The 18892-nt window shown below is 71.8% G+C and carries 14 protein-coding genes; 10 read left to right on the top strand and 4 right to left on the bottom strand.

Features of this window, described 5'->3' with window-relative positions; genetic code table 11:
* The first annotated feature begins 155 nt into the window (after nucleotides 1–155).
* The 9 genes from DNL27_RS12450 to DNL27_RS08250 all read left to right on the top strand — a co-directional run bounded on the left by DNL27_RS12450 (nucleotide 156) and on the right by DNL27_RS08250 (nucleotide 12234).
* On the top strand, nucleotides 156–2414 hold the full coding sequence (locus tag DNL27_RS12450) for a hypothetical protein (RefSeq protein WP_239494299.1): 2259 nt from the start codon (nucleotides 156–158) through the stop codon (nucleotides 2412–2414).
* Nucleotides 2404–3450 carry an HAD-IIA family hydrolase gene (locus DNL27_RS08290; RefSeq protein ID WP_112235253.1) on the top strand — a complete coding sequence of 349 codons (1047 nt, stop codon included), beginning with the start codon at nucleotides 2404–2406 and terminating at the stop codon, nucleotides 3448–3450. Before DNL27_RS12450 ends, DNL27_RS08290 begins: the two co-directional genes overlap by 11 nt.
* A gap of 510 nt (nucleotides 3451–3960) precedes the next feature.
* A complete protein-coding gene (locus DNL27_RS08280; protein ID WP_112235251.1) occupies nucleotides 3961–4728 on the top strand; it encodes a TlyA family RNA methyltransferase in 768 nt (255 codons plus the stop codon).
* Nucleotides 4729–4783: 55 nt separating this feature from the next.
* The gene (locus tag DNL27_RS08275) at nucleotides 4784–5866 is read left to right on the top strand and encodes an NAD kinase (protein WP_112235800.1); all 1083 of its coding nucleotides are present in this window, start codon (nucleotides 4784–4786) and stop codon (nucleotides 5864–5866) included.
* Nucleotides 5863–7575, top strand: a complete 1713-nt coding sequence (gene recN, locus DNL27_RS08270; protein ID WP_112235250.1) for a DNA repair protein RecN — start codon at nucleotides 5863–5865, stop codon at nucleotides 7573–7575. Before DNL27_RS08275 ends, recN begins: the two co-directional genes overlap by 4 nt.
* A 31-nt stretch (nucleotides 7576–7606) precedes the next feature.
* A complete protein-coding gene (locus tag DNL27_RS08265) occupies nucleotides 7607–9322 on the top strand; it encodes a CTP synthase (protein WP_112235249.1) in 1716 nt (571 codons plus the stop codon).
* A gap of 3 nt (nucleotides 9323–9325) precedes the next feature.
* On the top strand, nucleotides 9326–9982 hold the full coding sequence (locus DNL27_RS08260; RefSeq protein ID WP_112235248.1) for an NUDIX hydrolase: 657 nt from the start codon (nucleotides 9326–9328) through the stop codon (nucleotides 9980–9982).
* Nucleotides 9979–11025 (top strand): site-specific tyrosine recombinase XerD, encoded by a 1047-nt coding sequence (locus DNL27_RS08255; RefSeq protein WP_305037646.1) that lies wholly within the window; start codon nucleotides 9979–9981, stop codon nucleotides 11023–11025. The genes DNL27_RS08260 and DNL27_RS08255 overlap by 4 nt, the downstream gene beginning before the upstream one ends.
* Nucleotides 11026–11253: 228 nt before the next feature.
* Nucleotides 11254–12234, top strand: coding sequence for a D-alanyl-D-alanine carboxypeptidase family protein (locus DNL27_RS08250; protein WP_012398601.1), 981 nt, complete (start codon nucleotides 11254–11256; stop codon nucleotides 12232–12234).
* A 58-nt stretch (nucleotides 12235–12292) separates the two neighbouring features.
* Here the strand turns inward: DNL27_RS08250 and DNL27_RS08245 are convergent, their stop codons facing one another.
* From DNL27_RS08245 to DNL27_RS08230, 4 genes are all read right to left on the bottom strand, one after another.
* Nucleotides 12293–13432: a bifunctional 2-methylcitrate synthase/citrate synthase gene (locus tag DNL27_RS08245; RefSeq protein ID WP_012398600.1), complete on the bottom strand. Its 1140-nt coding sequence runs from the start codon at nucleotides 13430–13432 to the stop codon at nucleotides 12293–12295.
* 82 nt (nucleotides 13433–13514) lie between these two features.
* Entirely contained in the window at nucleotides 13515–14426 is a 912-nt protein-coding gene (gene prpB, locus DNL27_RS08240; protein ID WP_112235247.1) for a methylisocitrate lyase, read from the bottom strand.
* A gap of 2 nt (nucleotides 14427–14428) precedes the next feature.
* Entirely contained in the window at nucleotides 14429–15961 is a 1533-nt protein-coding gene (locus DNL27_RS08235; protein WP_012398598.1) for an MmgE/PrpD family protein, read from the bottom strand.
* Between the two features lie 58 nt (nucleotides 15962–16019).
* Nucleotides 16020–16679: a GntR family transcriptional regulator gene (locus tag DNL27_RS08230; protein WP_012398597.1), complete on the bottom strand. Its 660-nt coding sequence runs from the start codon at nucleotides 16677–16679 to the stop codon at nucleotides 16020–16022.
* A gap of 181 nt (nucleotides 16680–16860) precedes the next feature.
* Between DNL27_RS08230 and DNL27_RS08225 the strand changes: the two genes are divergently transcribed.
* Nucleotides 16861–18780: a propionyl-CoA synthetase gene (locus DNL27_RS08225; protein WP_112235246.1), complete on the top strand. Its 1920-nt coding sequence runs from the start codon at nucleotides 16861–16863 to the stop codon at nucleotides 18778–18780.
* Nucleotides 18781–18892: the final 112 nt, after the last annotated feature.

The following is an 18892-nucleotide window of genomic DNA, read 5'->3' as shown; positions in this document are numbered from 1 at the left end:
CTCCAGCGCGTGGCGCAGACGCCCGGTTGAGCGGTGGACGCGCTGCATTGTGAGGGCGTCGGACGGCGTTTGTAGAATGCTCAGCAGACCAGTCGGGCACCGCCACGCGCCGTGCCCTCCAGAGCGAGGCCGCAGGCCGCAGTAGGAGACACCCCTTGAGCGAATCTGAACAGCACGGGTCCCACGACCGCCCGGACCGTGGGCGCAACGGGGGCGGCCGGGACGGATGGCGTGCTCGTGACGACCGCGGCGGGCCCCGCCGTGACTCCTACCGTCGAGAGGGCCGCGGGGGCGACGACCGCCGTGACGGGTACCGTTCCTCGTCCCGCGACGGCTTCGACGGGGACGCCGGTGGAGCCCGCGGCGGTTCAGACCGCGGGTACCGTGGCCGCGACGGCCAGGGCCACGGAGGTCGGCGGGATGACCGCGGTGTCCGGGACGACCGCTACAGCAACCGGGACAGCTCGCGCGGTGGGGCCGACCGGCGCGGTGACCGCCCGGGCGGCGGGCGCGACGGAGACCGCCGCCGCACCGACCGTGACGGCTACCGCGACGGCGGTCGGCGGGACGACCGCTCCGGTGACCGGCGTGAGGACCGCCGGGACGAGCGGCGTCGTGATGACCGGGGTGGTTTCTCCCGAGGAGGGGACGCACGTCGCTCCGGCGGGCACGGCTCCCGGGACGACCGTTTCGGCCGGGATGCGCGCCCGTACTCGCGGCGCGGCGACGACCGACGGGACGACAGGCGGGACGAGCGCCGCAACGACCGGGGCCCCCGGGAGCAGTCCCGCGGCGGCGGTTTCCAGCGCTCGGGCGGACAGCGCCCGGGCGGGGACCGTTTCGAGGACCGTGGCGCACGCGGGGGCCGCGACGCGCCGGGCACGGGGGAGCGGCGCGACCGGTCCTCGGACCGGCGCGGCTCCGACCGCCCGGACCGGCGTCATGACCGCGGCGGTCACGACCGCGGCGGCCACCGTTCCGAGCCCCGCGGCACGTACGACCGTGACGAGCGCCGCGGTGGCCACGAGGACTCCCGTCCCCGTTTCGTGGCCCCGGAGATCGACGCGGACGTCACGGGCCGGGAACTGGACCGGTCCATGCACCACGAGCTGAAGGCGCTCGAGCCGAGCAACGCGGAGCGGGTGTCGCAGCACCTCGTCATGGCCGCCCGCTACATCGACGACGACCCCGAGTTCGCCCTCGAGCACGCCAACGCCGCGGTGCGCAAGGCCGGTCGGATCGGTGTCGTGCGCGAGGCCGCCGGTGTGGCCGCGTACGCCGCCGGGGACTACGCGCTCGCGCTCAAGGAGCTGAGGACCCACCGCCGGATCTCCGGTTCGCAGCAGCACCTGCCGCTGATGGTCGACGCCCAGCGCGCCCTCGGCCGCGCAGACAAGGCCATGGAGGAGGCCACCTCCGCGGCGGCCGCGGACCTCGATGCCGAGGCGAAGGCCGAGCTCGCCATGGTCGTCTCCGGCATCCACGCGGACGCGGGGGACCACGACGCCGCCCTGGCCGCCCTGGAGATCCCGCAGCTCGACAAGAACCGTGGTTTCGTCTACAGCCCCAAGCTCTTCCGTGCCTACGCCGAGGCCCTGCGGGCGGTTGGGCGGGACAGGGAATCGATGTCGTGGGAGCGCCAGGCCATCGTGGCCGAGGCGGCCCTGGGCATGGGCCAGTTCTCCGAGCCGGAGATCGTGGACCTCGGCGACGACCTCGACGAGGAGGAGGCTCGCCGTACCGTGCGCGAGGCCCAGCAGCGCCACAGCGCCCCGCAGCCCCCCGCGGGCGAGGGGCCGGACACGGAGGGAACGGACGCTGCGTCCTCGGCGTCCGAGCGCTCAGCCGCTGAGGAGCCGACATCCGAGGACCGTGGCGCCGATGACCGGAGCGCCGAGATCCGGAGTGCCGGGGACCGTAGCGCCAATGACTCGGGCGCGGACACCACGCCCCCTGAGGGCCCGGCAGTTGAGGCGCGGACGTCCGTGGACCCCGAGGGGGAGCCCGCATCCGCGGCGGCCGCCCGGGGAGGAGAGGCCTCCACGGTGGAGACCGCCGCTCCGCACGTGGCTCGTGCCCCCGGGGACGCTGACGCTTCCACCGGGTCCGCTGGCGGACCCGCCTCGCAGCACGCCGCCTCTGAGGAGCCTGCCGCGAACGTGGCGACGCACGACGCCGCCTCCCACGCCGCCGTGACTGAGGGCGAGGCTCCTGCCGTTACTGAGGGCGAGGCTCCTGCCGTTACTGAGGGCGAGGCTCCTGCCGTTACTGAGGGCGAGGCTCCCGCCGCGCAGGAGACCTCGGCTTCCCGCTCGGTCGAGGCCCCCGAGGGCTCTCCGGAGTCGGAGGTCCACCCGTCGGAAGCGTTCGAGGACACCGCGAACGGCTCGACCCCGCAGCACCGTGCGGACTGACGGGCAAGCGTCAGCCGACGAGCAGCAGGCCAGCCCGCCGCTGATCGAACGCTTCGACGCCCTGCTGTGCGACCTGGACGGCGTGGTCTACGCGGGCCCGCACGCGATCGCCGGTGCCCCCGAGGCCCTGGAGCGAGTGCGGGCCTCGGGCCGCTCCGTGGTGTACGTGACGAACAACGCCTCTCGGCCCCCAAGCGCGGTGGCCGAGCACATCACCTCCCTCGGCGCCCCCACCGCGGTGGAGAACGTGGTCAGCTCGGCGCAGGCCGCTGCCGCGCTGCTCGCGGAGAGGCTGCAGCCGGGTGCCCGTGTGCTGGTCACGGGCTCGAGCGCGCTCGCGGAGGAGGTCCGCGGCGTCGGGCTGGTGCCCGTCACCTCCCAGGAGGATCGCCCCGTGGCCGTGGTGCAGGGCTTCGACCCGCACCTCGGGTGGGAGCAGCTGGCCGAGGCGGCGTTCACCCTGGCGGACGACTCCGTGCTGTGGTGCGCCACGAACACGGACCGCACCATCCCCAAGGAGCGTGGGATCGCACCGGGCAACGGGACCCTCGTGGCCGCCGTGGCGGAGGCCACTGGCCGGGAACCGCTCGTCGCGGGCAAACCGGAGGCGCCGATCTTCCGTGAGGGCGCCGAACGCGTGGGCGCGCGACGGCCCGCAGTGGTGGGGGACCGTCTCGACACGGACATCCTGGGCGCCCGCCACGCGGGCATGGACAGCATCCAGGTGCTCACGGGGGTGGACCGCCCGGCGTCCGTCCTCGCGGCCCGCGCGGCCGAGCGGCCCACCTACCTGCTCCGCTCGCTGACCCAGCTGTTCGAGCCCTACCCGGAGATCGTCGTGTCCCACGACGGTGACCGGGTCTCGGCGACGTGCGGTGCCGCGCGCGCGGACGTCGCGGGCGACGTCGTCACCGTCACGGGCGCGCCCGAGCACCTGGACGGCTGGCGCGCCGCGTGCGCCGCGTGGTGGCGGGCCCGCCCCGAGGCCGAGCACCCCACGGAACCGGTTCTCGAGTGGGGCGCTCGTGAGTCCTGACCAGCACCCGGCGCCGCAGCAGGACCCGTCCGCCCACGTCGACTCGGCCGGGGCTGCGGCGTCCCACGACCCCTTCGCTGACGACGACGCTCGGAACGGTTTCCCTGCCGCCGATCGGCGGGAGCCGGGTCACCCGTCCGGCCCACCCCGGACGGGGTTCGAGCCGGTGGACCGGGTCCTGGACCGGGAGTCGGAGATCGCCCGCCTGCCCGTGACGCACCGCGCCGAGGCATTCTCCGCGCTGCACGCCGAGCTCGAGCGCATCCTGGCGCAGGATCCCACAACCCTGCCCGCGGGACTGACCGGGTCGGTGGCCGGCCGCTCCGCGCCGGGACCCGGGGACGCGTCGTCGGCACCGGGGAGCACACGGCCCACATCGGAGTCCGACGCTGCACCTCGGGGAGAGAACGGATCCGTGAACCCGACCGGTCCGACGGGACCCGCGGACACCCCCTCGGCCGTACCCGGGCCCGCCCGTCCCGAGACCTGGTCGGCGGAGGACGGAACCCGGTGAGCACCCGACTCGACCGGGCGCTCACGGACCGCGGGCTGGCCCGCTCCCGGACCGTTGCCGCCGGGTGGATCAAGGACGGGAAGGTGAGCGTCAACGGTGCCCCGGTGACCAAGGCCTCCACACCTGTCTCGGAGCAGGACCGGGTGGAGGTCGAGACCTCCCCCGAGGACGATTACGCGAGCCGCGCGGCCCACAAACTGGTGGGCGCGCTCAAGTGCTTCTCCGAGGTGGACCCGGCCGGCCGCCGGTGCCTCGACGCCGGCGCGTCCACGGGCGGTTTCACGGACGTCCTGCTGCGCCGCGGCGCCCGGGAGGTGGTCGCCGTGGACGTGGGGCACGACCAGCTCGTCCCGCAGCTGCGCGCCGACCCCCGGGTGCACGTGCACGAGGGCCTCAACGTGCGCTACCTCGACGCCGCCGAGATCGGCGGGCCGGCCGAGCTCACCGTGTGCGACCTGTCCTTCATCTCCCTCACCCTGGTGGTGCCCGCCCTGGCGGGTGCCACCGTGCCCGGCGGGGACCTGCTGCTGATGGTCAAACCGCAGTTCGAGGTGGGGGTCCACAACCTCTCCCGCACCGGGGTGGTCACCTCGGAGCGGGCCAGACAGGACGCGGTGCGGCGCGTGGTCCGGTGCGCGGGCGACGTCGGGCTCGAGGTGCGGGCAACGGCCCCGAGCCCCCTGCCCGGGCAGGACGGCAACGTGGAGTTCTTCGTGTGGTGCCGCCGTTCACCGCACGCTGTCCCCGTCGGAGCGCTCGCGTAGTGTGGGCAGGGCCAACCCACCGTGGCACCGACCGCAGGAGGATGATCTGCAGCACGTGAGCCGGAAGATCCTGGTGATGACCCACACGGGGCGTCCCGAGGCCAAGGACGCCGCCCGCCAGTCCTGCGCGCAACTCCACGCCGCGGGTCTGGTCCCGGTGCTTTCGCGCCCGGACCTGGAGTCCCTGTGCGCGGACGGCGCGGACCTGTCCCCGGTGGAGATCCTCGAGGAGGACGTCGCCCTGCGGGAGATCGAGATCGTCATGGTGCTCGGCGGCGACGGCTCCATCCTGCGCGCCGCGGAGCTCGTGCGCGGCGTCGACACCCCGCTGCTCGGGGTGAACCTCGGGCACGTGGGCTTCCTCGCGGAGTCGGAGCGCTCGGGACTGAGCGAGACCGTCGAGGCGATCGTGGACGGGCGCTACACCGTGGAGCGGCGCATGGCCCTGGACGTGACCGTGTGGGAGCACCGGCGCAAGGTGCTGCACACGTGGGCGCTGAACGAGGCGTCCGTGGAGAAGGGCGACCGCGAGAAGATGATCGAGGTGGTCACCGAGGTGGACCGCCGCCCCCTGTCCACGTTCGGCTGCGACGGCGTGGTCATGGCCACGCCCACGGGCTCCACGGCGTACGCGTTCTCCGCGGGCGGGCCCGTGGTCTGGCCGGAGGTCGAGGCCCTGCTCATGGTGCCGCTGTCCGCCCACGCACTGTTCTCCCGTCCCCTGGTGATCTCCCCGCGGTCCATGATTGCCGTGGAAGTGCTCACCCGCACGGACGCCCGGGGCGTGCTGTGGTGCGACGGTCGCCGCACCGCGGATCTCCCGCCGGGTTCCCGCATCGAGGTGCGCCGCTCGGAGAAGTCCGTCAACCTCGCGCGCATGCACGCCACCCCGTTCTCCGAACGACTCGTCAGGAAGTTCGAGCTTCCCATCGCGGGCTGGCGGGGGCCCATGCCCAGCGAGCAGGTGGATGCCATGACCACCGCGCTGCCGCTCGTGCAGCCCACCACCAAAGTGGTGGCGCAGGACCTCTCGCAGCCCAAGCTCACCGTGGGCCGCGAGATCCCCCACCACGTGCAGCCCGGACGGTGCACGTGCCCGGAGCACCCCGAGGCCACGGACGGAGGCGGCGGAGCATGATCGAGGAGATCCACATCCACGACCTCGGTGTCATCACCGACGCGGTGCTGCCCCTGGGCCCGGGACTCTCGATCCTCTCGGGCGAGACCGGCGCCGGCAAGACCATGGTGGTCACCGCACTGGGGATGCTGCTGGGCAACCGCGCGGACGCCGGTGCCGTACGCTCCGGCAGCGCCAAGGCGCTGGCCGAGGCCACGGTGCGCGTGCCCTCCCACCATGCCGCGGTCGAACTCGTCACGGACGCCGGCGGCACCGTGGACCGGGAGGACGTCGCGGGCGGGGAAGAGGCCCTCGTGCTGATCTCGCGCACGGTCTCCGCCGAGGGCCGCAGCCGTGCCCACGTGGGAGGCCGCGCCGCCCCCGTGGGCACGCTCGGTGCCGTGGGGGAGACCCTCGTGGCCGTCCACGGCCAGTCGGACCAGCTGCGGCTCAAGTCCCCGGCGGCCCAGCGCAGGGCGCTCGACGACTACGCAGGGGACCCCGTGCGGGCCGAGCTGCGCGTCTACCGCGAGAAGCTCGCCCGCTACCGCGGCGTCGTCGCCACCCTGCGCGCCGCCAAGGAGAACTCCCGCGAGCGTGCCCTGCAGGCCCAGAGCCTCACCACCGCGCTCGCCGAGATCGACGCCGTGGAGCCCGTCCCCGGTGAGGACGTCCAGCTGGACGCCGAGAGCGAGAAGCTCACCAACCTCGAGTCCTTGCGCACCGCGGCCACCACGGCCCACGCCGCCCTGAGCGGCTCCGACGCGGACGACGCCCCGGACCTCAACGCAGTGGCGCTGCTGTCCCAGGCGCAGCAGGCGCTGGAGATGGAGGCGGACGCGGATCCGGACCTCGAGGCGCTCGCCGCGCGGGTGCGGGAGCTCACGGTGGTCGCGGCCGACGTCGCCGCGGACCTCTCCGGCTACGCGAGCGGTCTCGACGAGGACGGCCCCGCGCGGCTCGCGGAGGTGGAGGCGCGCCGCAGCGCACTGCGGGCGCTCACCAAGAAGTACGGCGCCACGATCGACGAGGTGCTCACCTGGGCGGACCAGGCCCGGGCGCAGCTCGACGAGCTCGTGGTGGATCCCCAGCGCGAGGAGAAGCTGCGGGCCGAGGGGGAGGCGCTGCGGGCCTCGCTCGAGGAGCACGCCGCCACCCTGCTGCAGCTGCGACGGGCGGCCGCGCAGAAGCTGGCCGCCGCCGTGAGTACGGAGCTGACCGCCCTGGCCATGCCCAACGCCACCCTGGTGGTGGCCGTGGATCCCTCGGAGCGGTTCACCGACGACGGCCGGGACACCATCGAGTTCATGCTCGCCCCGCACTCCAAGGCCACCCCCCGCCCTCTGGGTAAGGGGGCCTCCGGCGGTGAGCTCTCGCGCATTATGCTGGCGCTGGAGGTGGTGCTCTCCGAGGTGGACCCCGTGCCCACGTTCGTCTTCGACGAGGTGGACTCCGGCGTGGGTGGCAAGGCCGCGGTCGAGATCGGCCGGCGGCTGAAGATGCTCGCGAAGAACGTCCAGGTGCTCGTGGTGACCCACCTGCCGCAGGTGGCGGCCTTCGCGGACCAGCACATCCTGGTGACCAAGTCCTCGGACGCGAGCGTCTCGGACGTGAAGGTGCTCACGGACGAGGAGCGCGTGGTGGAGCTGGCGCGCATGCTGGCCGGTCACGAGGACTCCCAAGCCGCCCGCGAGCACGCCCGCGAACTGCTGCGGGATGCCACCGCGTGACCCCGACCCCCGTACCCCGCTCATGACACGAATGGTAGGCTCGAATCCCGTGGTTGATGCTCAGGACGCCGCCCGCGAGGCAGGCACAGAAAAGAACAACGGCAAGGTGACCCGGCAGATCTTCGTCACGGGAGGTGTCGCCTCGTCCCTCGGCAAGGGGCTCACGGCCTCCTCTCTCGGCATGCTGCTGCGTGCGCGCGGACTGTCCGTGACCATGCAGAAGCTGGACCCGTACCTCAACGTGGATCCCGGCACCATGAACCCCTTCCAGCACGGTGAGGTCTTCGTGACCGACGACGGTGCCGAGACGGACCTGGACATCGGGCACTACGAGCGCTTCCTGGACGAGAACCTGGACGCCTCCGCCAACGTGACCACCGGGCAGGTGTACTCCACGGTGATCGCCAAGGAGCGCCGCGGCGAGTACCTGGGCGACACCGTGCAAGTGATCCCCCACATCACGGACGAGCTCAAGCGCCGCATGCGCCGCCGCGCCGAGGACGAGAACGCCCCGGACATCATCATCACCGAGATCGGCGGCACGGTGGGCGACATCGAGTCCCAGCCGTTCATCGAGGCCGCCCGCCAGGTGCGCCAGGACGTGGGGCGGCGCAACGTGTTCTACCTGCACGTGTCCCTGATCCCGTTCATCGGCCCGTCCGGCGAGCTCAAGACCAAGCCCACCCAGCACTCCGTGGCCTCGCTGCGCGGGCTCGGCATCCAGCCGGACGCGCTCGTGCTGCGCTGCGACCGGGACGTCCCGGACGCCATGCTGCGCAAGATCGGCAGCGCGTGCGACGTGGACCTGGACGCCGTGATCTCGTGCGCGGACGCACCGAGCATCTACGACATCCCCAACACCCTGCACACCCAGGGCCTGGACACGTACATCCTGGACTACCTGGGTCTGGACTACCAGGACGCGGACCTGCGGCAGTGGTCCCGGCTGCTGACCGCGGTGCACGAGCCCGAACACCAGGTCACCGTGGCGCTCGTGGGCAAGTACATCGACCTGCCGGACGCGTACCTCTCGGTCTCCGAGGCCCTGCGCGCGGGCGGGTTCGCGAACAACGCCAAGGTCAACCTCAAGTGGGTGGCCTCCGACCTCTGTGACACCCCCGAGGGCGCCCAGCGTGAGCTCGGCGACGTGGACGCAGTCTGCGTTCCCGGCGGCTTCGGCATCCGCGGGCTGGAGGGCAAACTGGGGGCACTGACGTGGGCCCGCACGCACAAGGTCCCCACCCTGGGGCTCTGCCTCGGCCTGCAGTGCATGGTCATCGAGTACGCCCGCAACGAGGTGGGTCTGCCCAACGCGTCCTCCACCGAGTTCGACCCGGAGACCGACACCCCGGTGATCGCCACCATGGAGGAGCAGAAGCAGTTCGTCGAGGGTGCGGGGGACCTGGGCGGCACCATGCGCCTGGGCCTGTACCCGGCGTCCCTCGCGGAGGGCTCCGTGGTGGCCGAGACCTACGGCGCCACCGAGGTCTCCGAGCGCCACCGCCACCGTTACGAGGTCAACAACGCCTACCGTGACGCCCTGGCCGAGGCCGGGCTGCGGATCTCGGGCACCTCCCCGGAGGGCACCCTCGTGGAGTTCGTGGAGCTGCCCCGCGAGGAGCACCCCTACTACGTGGCCACGCAGGCCCACCCCGAGCTGGCCTCGCGGCCCACACGGCCGCACCCGCTCTTCGACGGTCTCGTCAAGGCCGCTCTCGAGCGCCGGGGCGTCCAGGCCAAGGCCTGAGCCGTGGAGTACACGAGCATCACCGCCGAGCAGCTGACGGATCGCCCAGATCCGCACACCGTCACGGATTCGCGGACCGTCTACGACGGCGCCATCTGGGACGTGTGCAGTGAGTCCTTCCGCATGGCGGGCCGGGAGGAACCGCTGACCCGGGAGTTCATCACGCACCCGGGGGCGGTGTCCATGGTCGTGCTGGACGAGAAGGAACGGATCCTGCTCATCAACCAGTACCGCCACCCCGTGCGCAAGCGGATGTGGGAGATCCCAGCGGGGCTGCTCGATGTGTCCGGGGAACCCGCGCTGCAGGCGGCCCAGCGCGAGCTGGGCGAGGAAGCGGATCTCACGGCCCGGACGTGGCACACGCTCGTGGACTTCGACAACTCGCCAGGCTCCTCGGCGGAGGCCAACCGGATCTTCTTGGCCCGTGACCTGAGCGAGGTCCCCGAGTCCGAGCGGTTCGAACGCGAGGGCGAGGAGGCGGAGATCGTGGCTGGTTTCGCGGACCTCGACGACGCCGTGGCCGCGGTCATGGCCGGGCGGATCACGTCCCCTACGGCCACGCTCGGCATCCTCGCCACGCACATCGCGCGGTCCCGGGACTGGGCCACGCTGCGCGCACCGGACGCCGAATGGACCTCGCGGCCGCGGCACGAGGGGTGAACGACTCCCTCGAGTCGCACGGTCCCATCACCGAACCACTGCCGATCGTGGACGGGGGACCGAGGGCGGGTGCGGCGCCGTCGGCCTCGACGACCGAGGCGGAGGCCGCACCGGAACTGCGGCGGGCCGTGGCGCGATACCTGGACCACCTCGTGGTCGAGCGCGGACTCGCCGCGAACACCGTGAGCGCGTACCGCCGGGACCTCGCGCGCTACCTGCAGCACCTCACGGCGACCGCCGCGCACGTGCGCGTGCCCAGGGACATCACGGCCGATCACGTGCGGGCGTTCGTGCGGCGCATCCGCGAGGGCGACGCCGCCCACCCGGCCCTGTCCGCGCGCAGCAGTGCGCGGGTGCTCGCGGCGGTGCGGGGGGCCCACGCGTTCTGGGTCACGGAGTCGAGCGTGGACACGGACGTCGCGTCCCGCGTGAGCCCGCCCATGCCGCCGCAGCGGCTGCCCAAGGCCATCGGCGTCACGGAGGTCGAGAACCTCCTGGCCGCCCCGGACCCGGACACACCCGCGGGACTGCGGGCCCGGGCGTTCCTCGAACTGCTGTATGCCACGGGTGCGCGTATCTCCGAGGCCGTCGCGCTGGACGTGGACGACCTCGCCGGTCTGCACGATGAGGACCTCGCCCTGATCCGTGTGACGGGCAAGGGCGCCAAGCAACGGCTCGTGCCCGTGGGATCGTTCGCCGTGGCGGCCCTGGACCGCTACCTTATCCGGGCCCGCCCCGAGTTGGCGCGGCACGGTCGGGGGAGCCCGGCGGTGTTCCTCAATGCTCGCGGCACGCGGATCTCGCGGCAGACGGCGTGGAACATGGTCAAGGACGCCGCGCGCACGATCCACCAGGAGGAGCGGATCACGCCGCACACTCTGCGCCACTCGTTCGCCACGCACCTGCTCGAGGGCGGCGCGGACCTGCGGGTCGTGCAGGAACTGCTGGGTCACGCCTCCCTGGCCACGACCCAGATCTACACGCGCGTGTCCGTGGAGTCCCTGCGCGAGGTCTACGCGACGTCCCACCCGCGAGCGCGCTGAGCCGGCAGCGTCGGGGCCGCACGCTGAGCCGACCACCTCGGGAGCCGCAGCACACGGAGTGGGTGACGTTCCGCCCGCACACCGAGCCGGCGACGTCGCCCGCTGCACCGCCCGGAGCCCGGGACCTCCCGTGCGTGGGCGCCGGGCCCGCGAGGGGTGGGGAGCGGCGTCGTCGGCTGTTCGCCCATAGGCCTACCGCGCGTCACGCGCAGCACCTATCGTGGCCTCATGCGAACCGTCATGCGTCGCCCGGCCCTGCTCACCGCCCTGTTGGCCGCGCTGCTGCTCGTGGGCGGCATGGTACCGGCCCACGCCGGGGCGGGGATCGACAACGAGTACCGCGCCCTGCCGAATCCCGGCGCATGGTTGGGCAAGCCCACGTCCGCCGAACGTTGTGGCCTGCGGGACCGCGGCTGCTATCGGCAGTACCAGAAGGGCACGATCCACTGGACGTCCACGACCGGTGCGCGGGCCCAGCGCGGCGGGATCCTGGCGAAGTGGCGCGCGGAGGGCTCCGAGCACGGGGCCCTGGGGTACCCCGTGACGCGTGAGACCTGCACGGGTGGCACGTGCGAGGTCCGCTATCAGCGAGGCCGCATCACCTGGACCGCCCAGGGAGGAGCGCGGGTGTACCGGGGTATCGACGATGCCCGCAGCGTGTCCGTGGTCGTGAACAAGAAACGCCCGCTGTCCCCGCTCACCTACGCCCCGGCTCCGTTACGTTCGGTGGGCGGGGGAGTCCTGCTACGGGACGACGCCGCAGCGGCCTACCAGCGCATGAGCCGTGCCGCGGCCACACAGGGGGTCACGCTGGTCCCGGTGAGCGGGTACCGCGACCACGGCACCCAAGCGCGCCTCTACCGCGAGTACACGGCCCTGTACGGACAGGCCACCGCCGACACCATTTCCGCGCGGGCCGGTCACTCCGAACATCAGACCGGCCTCGCGATCGACGTGGGCGCCCCCGGGGCCACCTGCGGTCTGCTCCCGTGCTTCGGCAACACCCCACAGGGGAAGTGGATCGCCGCGAACGGGCACACCTACGGGTTCGTGGTGCGCTACCCCAACGGGCACACCGCAACCACCGGGTACGCCTACGAACCGTGGCACCTGCGCTACGTGGGCACCGCCACGGCCACGAGTTTGAAGAACAGCGGGTCCGCGACGGTGGAGTCCTACATGGGTCTGCCGCGGGCCCCAAAGTACTGACGACGGCCCGCCACCTCTCACGTGTGAAGGGGCGGCGGGCCGTCGTGGTGTCCCAAGCTCAGGACAGGTGACGCTCGTCCGGACCGCTGTAGTCCGAGAGCGGGCGGATCAGGGAGTTGTTCGCGCGCTGCTCCATGATGTGCGCGGTCCAGCCGGTGATGCGGGCGCACACGAAGATGGGCGTGAACGTGGGGATGTCGAAGCCCATGAGCCAGTACGTGGGCCCGGCGGGGTAGTCCAGGTTGGGCTTGATGGACTTGGCCTCGTCCATGGACTTGGCCAGCCCGTTGTACAGCCCCAGGATCTCCTGGCGGTCGTAGTGGTCCAGCATGCGGAACAGCGCCTCCTGCATGGTGGGCACTCGGGAGTCGCCGTGCTTGTACACGCGGTGGCCGAAGCCCATGACCTTCTTCTTCTCCGCGAGCGCCCGGTCCATCCACTCCTTGGCGCGCTTCTCGGCCTCCTCGGCGGTCTCCTCCTTGCGGATCCCGAGCTCCTCGAAGGTGTGCATCACGGCCTCGTTGGCGCCGCCGTGCAGCGGACCCTTGAGGGCGCCGATGGCACCGGTGACCGCGGAGTGCAGGTCCGAGAGGGTGGAGGTGATCACGCGGGCCGTGAACGTGGAGGCGTTGAAGGAGTGCTCCGCGTACAGGATGATCGACACGCGGAACGCGTCGACCACCTCGGGGGCGGCCTCCTCGCCGAACGCCATCCACAGGAAGTTCTGGGCGTAGTCGAGGTCCTCGCGGGGCTCTACGAGCTCCTGGCCGTGGCGGCGGCGCTGGTCGTAGCAGACCACGGCCGGCATCACGGCGAAGAGCTCCTGGGCCTTGCGCAGCTCGGCCTCGGGGGAGTTGTCCTCCGCGAGGGGGTGCTGCGCGCCGATCACGGACGCCGCGGTGCGGCACACGTCCATGGGGTGGCACGTGGTGGGCAGCTCGTCGATCACGCGCTTGAGCTCGGGCGTCAGCGCCCGGTTCTCGCGCTCGAGGGTGCGGAAGGCCTCGAGCTCCTCCTCGGAGGGCAGCTCACCCGTCCACAGCAGCAGCGCCACTTCCTCGGCGGAGCACTTCTCGGCGAGCTCCTGCACCGGGTAGCCCCGGTAGAGCAGGGAGTTGGTCTCGGCGTTGACCTTGGACACGGCGGTGGTGTCGGCCACCACTCCGGCGAGTCCCTTGCGGATTTCGGTGTCTGCCACGGTTGATCTCCTTCGACAGCTGTGGACTGGGAACGAACGGGTGTTCCCACCTCACCACATGCGGCGGGGTGGGAACATTGGGTCAGCTGTTCGGGGTGCCCGGCACCTCGAAGTTGAAGACCCCGGAGTCGAACTGGTTGTAGGACGTGTAGTCCACCAGCTCGTAGAGTCGCTTGCGGGTGAGCATGTTCTCCACCTGGGTCTGCTGTGTGCCGTCCTCACGGATGGTGGTGAGCAGCCGCTCGATGGCGCCCATGGCCTGGCGCTCCAGGGACACGGGGTAGATGATCATGGACACCCCCGCGTCCTGCAGCTGCTGCCGGGTGAACAGCTCGGACTTCCCGAACTCGGTCATGTTGGCGAGGATCGGGACGTCCAGGGCCTCGGCCATGCGCTCGAACTCGGAGAGCTCCGCCATGGCCTCGGGGAAGATGACGTCCGCGCCGGCGTCCGCCAGGGCACGGGCGCGCTCCACGGCGGCGTCGAACCCGTCCACGCCGCGGATGTCGGTGCGGGCCATCACCACGAAGTTCGGGTCCCGCCGGGCCTCCACGGCGGCGCGGATGCGCTTGACGGCGGTGGCGGTGTCCACCACGTTCTTGCCGTCCAGGTGGCCGCAGCGCTTGGGGTTGAACTGGTCCTCGATGTGGCAACCGGCCAGCCCGGCGTCCTCGAGCTCCTGCACGGTGCGCGCCACGTTCATGGGCTCACCGAAGCCGGTGTCGGCGTCCACGAGGCACGGCAGGTCGGTGCTGCGGGCGATCTGCCCGGCGCGGGTGGCCACCTCGGTGAGCGTGGTCAGCCCGATGTCCGGCAGCCCGAGCTCGTTGGCCAGCACGCCGCCGGAGATGTAGACGCCCTCGAAGCCCTGCTCCTGGATGAGCTTGGTGGACAGCGGGGTGAACGCGCCCGGGAACTGGGCGATCTCCGGCGCGGCCAGCAGCTCGCGGAAGCGCTCGCGCTTCTGGGCGGGGGTCACGGTGGTGTACAGCATGATCAGAAGATTCCCTTCGGCGACTTCTCCAGGCCCACGGCCGCGGCGATGTTGAGCTGGCCGAGCTCCCCGGCCTTGAGCTCGGGCAGGCGCTGGACGGCGTCCAGGAAGCGCTCGATCTCCTCGGGAGCCACCAGGCCCTCGGCCAGGGTGCGGAACTTGGTGATGTACTGCTCGCGGGCGAACGGCCGGGCCCCGAGTGGGTGGGCGTCCGCGACGGCGATCTCGTCTGTGATCACGGTGCCGTCCTTCATGGTGATCACCACGGAGCCGCCGAACGCCTTTTCGGAGATGTCCAGGGAGTGGTAGCGGCGGGTCCACTCGGGATCCTCCTCCGTGGTGACCTTGTGCCACAGCTCCACGGTGTCCGGGCGGCCGGCGCGCTCCGGCGCGTAGGAGTCCACGTGGTGCCATGCGCCGTCCTGCAGGGCGACCGTGAAGATGTAGGGGATCGAGTGGTCCAGGGTCTCGCGCGAGGCGGTGGGATCGTACTTCTGGGGGTCGTTGGCCCCGGAGCCGATCACGTAGTGGGTGTGGTGGGAGGTCTTGATGAGCACCGACTCCACGTTGGCGGGGTCCGTGACCTCGGGGTGCTCGCGGTGCAGCTTGCGGGCGAGGTCGATCCACGCCTGCGCCTGGTACTCCGCGGAGTGCTCCTTGGTGTAGGTGTCCAGGATGGCGCGCTTGGCCTCGCCCGGGGCGGGCAGGGGCACCTCGTAGCTGGCCTTCGGACCGGACAGCAGCCACGCGATCACGCCGTCCTCGCCCTCGTAGATGGGGGTGGGGGAGGTCTGTCCGCGCATCGCACGGTCCACGGCCTCCACGGCCATCTTCCCGGCGAACGCGGGGGCGTGGGCCTTCCACGTGGAGATCTCGCCCTTGCGGGACTGGCGGGTCTGCGTGGTGGTGTGCAGCGCCTGGCCGATGGCCTGGAAGATCGTCTCGGTGTCCAGACCCAGCAGGGTCCCGATGCCCGCGGAGGCGGACGGACCGATGTGCGCGATGTGGTCGATCTTGTGCTCGTGGAGGCAGATGCCCTTCACGAGGTCCACCTGGACCTCGTAGCCGGTGGCGATGCCCCGAATCAGGTCCTCGCCGGTGCTGCCCACGTGCTGGGCCACGGCCAGGATCGGCGGGATGTTGTCACCGGGGTGGGAGTACTCGGCGGAGAGGAAGGTGTCGTGGTAGTCCAGCTCGCGCACGGCCACCCCGTTGGCCCACGCGGCCCACTCGGGGGACACGGCGGCGTCGTCCTCCGGGGCGCCGTAGAGCAGGGAGCCCTGGCCGGAGAAGCCGGCCCCGGGTGCCACCTTGTGGCACAGCGCCTGGGAGCGGGCGGAGACGATCGGCCCGCGGTTCAGGGACGCGATGGCGACGGAGGCGTTGTCGATGATCCGGTTGACCACCATGTCCACCACCTCGGGCTCCACGGCCACGGGATCGGTGGCCACGGAGGCGAGCTTGTGGGCGAGCTGCTCCTCACGGGGCAGCTCCTCCTTGGACGAGTACGTGCGCACGGTGTGTGTGACGGTCACGGGCGTTCCTTTCGCTGACGGGTCGTGGGATGGTGTGCGGGCCGCGCGGGGCGGCGGGTCAGGAGGCCACCGGCGGTGCCGGGGCGAGTGCGGGGGTGCGCAGGGCGTTGCCGAGCGCGTTCTTCAGGTGCACCCGGGTGGTGGCCACGGCCAGGGCGGGCTCGCCCTCGGCGATCGCGCGGGCGATCGCCTCGTGCTCCGCGGCGGCCACGGCCAGGCGCCGCGGGTTGGACGTGGAGAGCCTACGCACGCGGGCGAGGTGCAGCCGCACGTTCGACAGCGCCTGCTGCAGGTAGGGGTTGCCCGCGGCGGCGTCGATCTCCGCGTCCATCCGGTCCACGAGGGCGTAGTACGCGGCGTGGTCGGGATCGTCGGAGAGCGTCTCCGCGGCGTGGGAGAGCTGCTCCGCGAGCTCGCGGAACGTCTGCGCGTCCCCGCGCACGGCCGCCAGCTCGGCGGCCCGGCAGTCCAGGGTGTCCCGCAGCTCGTACAGCGCGCGGACGTCCTCTGAGGAGATCGCGCTGACGACGACGCCGCGGCCGTTGTGCGGTTCGGTCAGCCCGTCCGCGGTGAGCCGGGACAGGGCCTCGCGCACCGGGGTGCGCGAGATTCCGAGCCGCTCGGAGAGGTCCACCTCCCCGAGCACCTGGCCGGGGACCAGACGCCAGGACACGATGTCCGCGCGCAGCTCGCGGTAGGCGCGCTCACCAGCTCGCATGGCTCCTCCTGACGTGTAGAACTCCTTCAGTGTATACACCCGGCAGGTTGAGGCCAACTGTTTTGGGCTGCATCCCGGAATCGGGATGCCTTGTGTATACAAAACCCTTGCCGCGTGTGACTCGCGACACTAGAGTGACGGTACGCCCGAGCCCGCCCCAGCACCACTTTCGGAGGACGTCATGCCGCAGCCCACGTACGAATCCGTCTACCGCGCGAGCGTGGAGGACCCCGAGCGCTTCTGGTTGGACGCCGCCGACGCCGTGCAGTGGGTGACCCCGCCCACCCGTGCCCTGGACGACTCCGCCGCACCCCTCTACCGCTGGTTCCCGGACGGCGAGCTGAACACGTGCGTCAACGCCGTGGACCGCCACGTGGCCGCGGGCCACGGGGACCGCACGGCCCTGATCTACGACTCCGCCGTGCTCGGGGTCCAGGAGCACATCACGTACGCGCAGTTGCAGGAGAAGGTCGCCCTCTTCGCCGGCGCGCTCGCAGCGCAGGGCGTCACCAAGGGTGACCGCGTGCTGCTCTACATGCCCATGATCGCCGAGTCGGTCATTGCCATGCTGGCGTGCGCCCGGTTGGGCGCTGTGCACTCCGTGGTCTTCGGAGGGTTCGCGCCCCGCGAGCTGGCCAGCCGCATCGACGACTCCCGACCCGTGGCCATCGTGACGGCCTCCGGCGGGGTGGAGCCCAAGCGGCGCATCGAGTACCTGCCCGCGATCGAAGAGGCCCTGCAGATCAGTGAGCACGCGCCGTCGGCGGTGCTGGTCCACGAGCGGGACGGCTTCACCACCACGGTGGCCGAGGCCCGGGAGCGCTCGCAGGAAGCGGGCGGGCCGGCGTGGCTGTCGTGGAGCGAGGCGCAGGACGGCGTGGCGCCGGCCGAGCCGGTGACCGTGGCGGCCACCGATCCGCTGTACATCCTCTACACGTCCGGAACCACGGGCAAGCCCAAGGGCGTGGTCCGCGACAACGGCGGCCACGCGGTGGCCCTGAGCTGGTCCATGGTCAACATCTACGACGTCTCCGCCGGGGACGTGATGTGGACCGCCTCGGACGTCGGCTGGGTGGTGGGCCACTCCTACATCGTCTACGCGCCCCTGCTGGCGGGCGCCACCACGGTGGTCTACGAGGGCAAGCCCGTGGGCACCCCGGACGCCGGTGCGTTCTGGCAGCGCGTCGAGGAGCACGGGGTCAAGGTGCTGTTCACGGCTCCCACCGCACTGCGGGCGATCCGCAAGGCGGATCCCGAGGGGGACTTCGTGAAGCAGCACGACATCTCCTCCCTGCAGGCACTGTTCGTGGCGGGGGAGCGGCTGGACCCCGAGACCTACACGTGGGCCTCCACGGTGCTGGATGTACCCGTGGTGGACCACTGGTGGCAGACCGAGACCGGCTGGGCCATCTGCGCCAACCCGTTCGGGATCGAGAAGCTGCCCATCGTGGCGGGGTCCCCCACGGTGCCCGTGCCCGGTTTCCACGTGGAGATCCTCGACCCGCTGGGGGAGCCGCTGGGTCCGGGCGAGGAGGGCAACATCGCGGTGCGCCTGCCCCTGCCTCCCGGCACGCTCAGCACCCTGTGGGGCAAAGACGAGCGCTTCGTCTCCTCCTACCTCTCCGCGTTCCCGGGCTACTACGCCACGGGGGACTCCGGGTACATCGACGAGAACGGCTACGTGTTCGTGATGGGCCGCACCGACGACGTCATCAACGTCTCCGGGCACCGGCTGTCCACGGGGCAGATGGAGCAGATCGTCGCCACCCACCCCGACGTGGCCGAGTGCGCGGTGATCGGCGTCAACGACCCCCTCAAGGGGCAGCGGCCCTCCGGGTACGTGGTGCTCAAGACCGGTGCGGAGATCACCCAGGAGCAGCTGGCCGAGGACCTCGTGACCATGGTGCGCTCGCAGATCGGCCCGGTGGCGGACTTCAAGGACGTGGCCGTGGTGGACGCCCTGCCCAAGACGCGCTCGGGCAAGATCCTGCGCAAGACCATGCGCCAGATGGCCGACGGCGAGCAGTACACGGTGCCCTCCACCATCGAGGACCACTCTGTGCTGGAGGCCCTGCACGCGGTGCTCGCGCCCAAGCGCTGACGGTCCCGCACCGCCCAGCCCCCGCGCACGGCCCCGTCGTCCGCCCCGGCTCGGCGTGTGCGGCGCTCGCGGCGTCCGTCGAGGGCGCACAATGTGAGGAATCCACCCCGGC

Origin of the sequence: Kocuria sp. BT304 (genome assembly GCF_003290245.1) — a bacterium.
GTDB lineage: Bacteria > Actinomycetota > Actinomycetes > Actinomycetales > Micrococcaceae > Kocuria > Kocuria rhizophila_A.
Note: the sequence above shows the minus strand (reverse complement) of the source record. Positions and strands in the feature narration are given on the sequence as shown.